3 protein-coding genes and 3 pseudogenes are annotated in these 5,687 nt (G+C 51.6%); 3 read left to right on the top strand and 3 right to left on the bottom strand.

The window, feature by feature from the left end; translation table 11 throughout:
• The coding region (locus tag IPP03_05675) for a helix-turn-helix transcriptional regulator (GenBank protein MBL0352153.1) at nucleotides 1–182 on the bottom strand (182 nt) is incomplete at its 3' end.
• 562 nt (nucleotides 183–744) lie between these two features.
• On the opposite strand from IPP03_05675, the gene IPP03_05670 reads away from it, so the two are divergent.
• Nucleotides 745–1,185: a hypothetical protein gene (locus IPP03_05670; GenBank protein ID MBL0352152.1), complete on the top strand. Its 441-nt coding sequence runs from the start codon at nucleotides 745–747 to the stop codon at nucleotides 1,183–1,185.
• A gap of 360 nt (nucleotides 1,186–1,545) precedes the next feature.
• A pseudogene (locus IPP03_05665) lies at nucleotides 1,546–1,993 on the top strand (IS5/IS1182 family transposase).
• Nucleotides 1,994–2,186: 193 nt separating this feature from the next.
• Here IPP03_05665 and IPP03_05660 read toward each other — a convergent pair.
• Nucleotides 2,187–3,882: pseudogene (locus tag IPP03_05660) on the bottom strand (IS1634 family transposase).
• Nucleotides 3,883–4,034: 152 nt separating this feature from the next.
• Between IPP03_05660 and IPP03_05655 the strand changes: the two are divergent.
• A pseudogene (locus tag IPP03_05655) lies at nucleotides 4,035–4,491 on the top strand (transposase).
• Between the two features lie 794 nt (nucleotides 4,492–5,285).
• Here the strand turns inward: IPP03_05655 and IPP03_05650 are convergent.
• The gene (locus IPP03_05650; protein ID MBL0352151.1) at nucleotides 5,286–5,459 is read right to left on the bottom strand and encodes a hypothetical protein; all 174 of its coding nucleotides are present in this window, start codon (nucleotides 5,457–5,459) and stop codon (nucleotides 5,286–5,288) included.
• Nucleotides 5,460–5,687 lie beyond the last annotated feature (228 nt).

The following is a 5,687-nucleotide window of genomic DNA, read 5'->3' as shown; positions in this document are numbered from 1 at the left end:
CCTAACCCGATCAGTGTGGTGATTGTCGGTTGCCGGATGCCGCGCTCAAGGCGTGAAACAAACGTCCTATCCACGCCTGCTCGAAAGGCAAGCTCTTCCTGAGACACGTTCAATGCAGACCTGTGGCGTTTCAAAACGCTGCCGAAGAGAGGTCCGATGTCAGGAAGTTGCGGATTCGCCATGACGCGAATCTCGCCTTTGGCGTGCCTATAGACAACGGACTATAGGCACTTCTGATTTTATTCTGTATAGTCCAATAAAATTTTTAGGAACGACAGATAGGGAACAAAGCGCACTTCAACTCAGTTCCAGAATCACTTACAAAAGGAAATCGTATGCAAAACCTGCATTTACTGCTACTGCTGCATTGCTAATTCTTTTTTGTGTCAATGCCATCTAACGCAGAAGTCGTAAAAAGAAATGCCCGCATGCATTTCCGAAGAATTGCTTGACGAAATTATCACCTACATAAGCAAGGAAGACAAAACCTCATATATGCCGCTGTTGAGATCAGGGCAATGCATAAAACTCTCACCCGGCATGACAGTGTCTGTTATTCATCCAGGATTCATGGTCTCAACCATTCGTTATGAGGGTGTCAAGCTTTATACCCTTCCAATAGCAATTCGATAAGCGCTCCCATAATTTGCACGCTCGCACCGAAACTTGGCTTTGAGTTGGAGTTGAGTTGCAGCGCATTGGATGCGATAGGCACAGAAAATTTTGACGAAAAGGCCCCAACCAATGAAATATAAACTATTCATTTTTCCTGTTTTACTTGTTGCCATGCTAACGCTTACAGGGTGCATGAATGATGCTCAGCGGAGAGATGTAGAATCAGCGGCCTGGAGGAAAACACTTCCTGCTCCAAATGCAAACTATGGTAGCTACCCAACAAACTATGAACAACTGATAAAAGCCCATCTTTCTAATTCGCTAAAAGATCCAGAGTCTGCGCGTTATGGAAGATTTAGCAAGCCAAGAAAAGAGCATGTAATAAAATCAGATGAAGCGGTTTACGGTTACTCAGTATGTGTTCCGGTCAATGCTAAAAATTCCTACGGAGGCTATACGGGAAATCATACTTTCTGGTATTTTTTTAGGGACGGTCAAATTGTGAGAAGCAAGATATTGATGGCAATACAGGCACTGGTATTTATGGCAATGTTGGTCCGGGCCGAATGATCTACATGGGTCGTTCGGTAAATTGTGCAGATGGGGATTCACAATAATCTATTTTTTTGGCTGTAACTTATGCCGATTTCGCTACCCATGAGAATGCTATTAGGCAAATAATACAAAAGACGATTAGTTTAATTGGAACTATTTTTTATAGTTAGAGCCTCTTGCAAAACCCTTCATTGAGCCTGAATTATTTTCGCGGCGAGGGGCGAAAGAGAGGGGGCAGGCGGCCATTTCTGGCATGATGAGGTTCTCACGCCAACATCATAACGCCCGCACCGATGAATACTACCAATCGCGACCTGATCATGCAACGCTGGAATGTCATTCAGAACGCACTGCTCCCCGAATTGGCAACAGACGGTGGGTGCGCTGACGCCGAAGCTGGAGAAGGTCATCCACACGCTGGAATGGGTACGTATCGAGGAATTCACGGCGGTTTCGTGGTGTGGCGTAGGGCGTCCGCCGTTTGAACGGGCGTGGCTGGCGAACGCCTTTCTTCGAGACGTTTGCCGAGGGATGCCTGGCGGAACGTGTGCATGAAGCCTTGATCAAAGACCACCTGGGTGATGAATTGATTGGCCACCTGAGCCGTGACGGTACCGCCATACCGGCGCGCGAACGTCCGGCCCGTGTTGAGACCAAGGTGCCGGCACCGGCGCAGCGGCGCGGACGTCCTCGTCGGGACGAAGTGCGGGTCCCGGCAAAAGCGTCCCCCGTTCAACGCCAGCGCCAGCAAACCTTGGCGCAAATGCTCCAGGACATCCCCACGGCCTGCGAGCGTGGCACCAAGTGCAATGCTCAAGGCTACCCGAGTTCCGCAGTTAATTTGATAAGTCATTGATTTGTTTGAGGCGGTTCAAAAAGCGCTCCACTACAAAAGCGATAATTGTTGTGAGGCTGCTGGTTTTAACGCCGAGTGCCTGAAAGACCTTTGCTTCCCGAGTTCCGCAGTTAATTTGATAAGTCATTGATTTGTTTGGAGGCGGTTCAAAAGCGCTCCACTACAAAAGCGATAATTGTTGTGAGGCTGCTGGTTTTTTAACGCCGAGTGCCTGAAAGACCTTTGCTTGTTCGTCGGTAATCGTTGAGATACCTTCAACGGGGTTTTCCGCGTTGAGTTGGATACGGTGATGCTGAATACGCCGCAGACTATCGAGTGCTCTCTCGGGTGAAAGTGCGTTTTTGCTGCCTTCAACTTGAATCGCATGATGCGATAAAGAATCAGCGCCATGAAGCAAATGCTGGCGTGCGCCTTGATGCGCTCAGGTAAGCGATGAAACACCGGGCCAATTTCAATCTCGGATTTCAACACCCGAAAGCCGCGCTCAATATCCGCCAGCGACTTGTAGCGGTCGACCACACTTTTCGGTGATAAATCCGGCGTATTGGTGACCAGCAACAACTTGCCATCCATCAGTTCAGCCAGATCGAGGGCGGCTTGGTTAATCTCGTAAGCGAACAATTCGTTCTTGAGATCCACCCGGAAGATATGCGCCAGATGCGCATCCTTGACCGCATGATAAAGCCGCGCCTTGGCGCCACTGTCCGAGAGCTTCTTGCCGCGGGCTTTCACACCGGCGTCCTGTGCATCCAGCTTGCCGACCCACGCGGCTGCTTGTTCCTCCAGCGCCTTGATCTTTTCGCGGCGCGATGCCTGAGCTTCGCTGGCCACATGGGGATTGTGCGTAACGACCAGGCGCAGATTCCGCCAAGGCAATTCGCCAACGGTTTCCGCCGTGGCCGCGACGCAATGCGTGTCGTGGAAGGGTTGCAGCAGCTCAGTGAATTCGCTGTAGCGCCGACCCGGTACGGCCAGCACGAATTCCAGCGGCTCACCCTGTCCAGACGAATTTCAGACAAGGCGTCGAGGTTGTCCAGCGAGAGCAAACCCCGATCCGCCACCAGCACCACGCGGCGAATCGAGGGAAAGCGTTCCAGCACCGTCTTCAGCGTTGGCAACAAGGTCGGCGATTCCGCCGTGTTGCCGGCAAATACTTCGTGATAGATCGGCAGACCGTCGCCGGTTTGTACAACGCCCAGCATGACTTGGCGGGCAATTAGCCCTTCCTTGGCCATCCCGAATTGGCGAATATCACCGGCTTGATCAGACTGCCCGTCGGCTCGAATCGTGGTCATGTCGTAGAAGACAACCGACAGTTCTTGGTCAATCAAGGGGCGCAGCAGCTTGGCTACCACGGCATCAACCGCAGCCTGATGATCCATCAAGGCATCCATGGCGCGCAATAAATGATCGTGCGTCACCGTGGCGGGATTCAAACCAGGGAAGGCAACAGTCTGCAACCAGCGCAGGGCGCCCAACTTTGATTCAGGATCACAGAGTCGATTAAAAACCATGATCCGAATCAGTGCTTCGACATCAATCTGATGCCGGGTCTTTCCGAATGTGCGAGCCAATTCAGAGAAGCCCAGGGTGTTCCAGAGTTCTTGCAGGGCCCAGAGATCCCCCAAGGCGCGCGTTGATTCAAAAGTAACCGTGGGCGGTGCAGTCGGGGCTGGCGCTTCACGGCCGGTGACTTTCATCAATCCGCCGATGACCGAATCAAGCGATCCGTCCATCTGGTCAAGTCTGCCAAGGGTCGCGATGGTGCGCTGCTTAACCTTGCCTTCTTCGTCCCGATAGGACTCGACAAGCTGCACGTAGCGACGGGGGCCGGAGCGAGTAACTTTAACATACATGCCAGCACTATACGCTAGGATTAAATCATGTCAATTAACGAATAGCGAACAACCGCGTGCCACTACGTCTGTTTCAAAACCCCCACTTGCAAGCCATTGATTCCATTAGCCTGACGGGGTCAAAAGAGGCAGTTTTTGATGGATAACTGCGGAACTCGGGAGGCTACAAAGTCAGTTGGAATGGCTACAAGTTGCATCTCGACACAGCCGATTGTGGTGTGCCGATTTCGGCACTGCTGTCGTCTGCCTCGATGCACGATAGCCGTGCTGCGATTCCGCTGTCCTTGATCAGCGCGGCGCGCGTCACCAATCTTTACGATGTGATGGATGCCGCCTATTGCAGCATCGTGTTGCACGAGCACAGTCGCAGCCTGAATCATGTTCCGCTGATTGACCACAATCCGCGTGGCGGCGAAAAAGGAGGAATTCGAGCCTGCCGACGCCATCCGCTACAACGAGCGCACCGTGGCCGAGCGGAGCAATGCCCGGCTCAAGGATGAGTTCGGCGGCAACACCCTCCGCGTCCGGGGTGCCACCAAGGTCATGGCGCACCTCATGTTCGGCGTTCTGGCCCTGTCGGTCGACCAGTTGATGCGCTTGCACCAATGACGTCACGCCAACGATCTTCTGCGACGATGCATGCAATGATGCAGGCGTCGCTTCGTACTGGATTATGTTGATCATGCCATTCAGTTAACAAAATCCACCGCCAGAGACTCCTTCCGTCAAAAAACCGCTTCTGGAAGGCGGATGCGACGGCCAAATGTCAGCAGATTTTGAGTTTTGCAAGAACCTCGTTATTGCTTAAATTTTAAATGAATAGTATTTTCGCCTTGTATTGAGTCTGTGCTAAGTTGCTGTTGCATGGGAAACGCGATTGCCTCCCAATCCTCACAAGATAGAATCGGCGGCCAAAGTGCTATCGGGCGACCGATAGCGAAGGATTGTTCTAGGCGCTCCAGTTTCCTTCTGGTGCTTGCCTGTAAGCGCGACCTCATAGCCTGAAATAAGCCTTGTGCTGGAAATCAAGCATGGTACAGAGCGCCTTGGCCTGTATGTCATAGCGTTTATTATGGTCTGCCACAAACCCCTGTTGCCGTGAAGCATTTTTTGCTTGATGTCATCGGACAGGTGGTCGCGCAATGGATAGTTTCTACAGAACATTAAGATGAAGTGCTCGTGCCCATAGGGTTTAACAAGTTCACTGGCTCTAGCAGATAATCTTTCCCAAAAATCTTCCTGCGATTCTATCGGCTGTCTATCAACAGTGCTTTGAATGATCGGATTATTGGGTTGTGTGGATGAGGCCAATATGATTATCTGAAATGGGCAGGTTTCCGTAGCGCCATAGAAAGTACAGTTGAGAGGAGATTTCACTTTATTTTCTCCCACCAAATCTTACTTCAATGGCATTCAGACGGCCCAAGCTCATCTATCTCTTTTAGCCCTGCAAATCCGCCAATACACTCAATTAAGAGCTTTCCGGTTTCAGGATCAATTTCCCCATGAGAAATTGCCTGTAATATCTGCCTTGCTTGCGCGGTCAATGATTGGGTGGCGTCGAGCGCGAAGGTCACTTTCTCGCTACGCGCCTTTAGGGCGGTGCGAGACGCTGAAGAACTATGTTTGCTGCTTGGATGTCCCCGTGTTTCGCAGCGTCAATCACCACACGGACAATTGCCGACCCCTCCTTCTCAAGTTCTTCAGCTAATAGACTTTTGCGGTTTTGGCTTCCTTTCGGGCGCCCCTTCGGGTTTCCTGACTCTCCGGGTGCCCAGCCCTGCTTTGTCGTCTGGTGTGCAGCT

This window comes from Candidatus Dechloromonas phosphoritropha (genome assembly GCA_016722705.1).
GTDB lineage: Bacteria > Pseudomonadota > Gammaproteobacteria > Burkholderiales > Rhodocyclaceae > Azonexus > Azonexus phosphoritrophus.
The sequence above is the reverse complement of the archived record's forward strand: the minus strand, read 5'-3'. Positions and strand labels throughout refer to the sequence as shown.

What these genes read in the sequence shown, in the direction of transcription:
- IPP03_05670 (MBL0352152.1), top strand. Translation starts at nt 745, where the DNA reads ATGAAATATAAACTATTCATTTTTCCTGTTTTACTTGTTGCCATGCTA.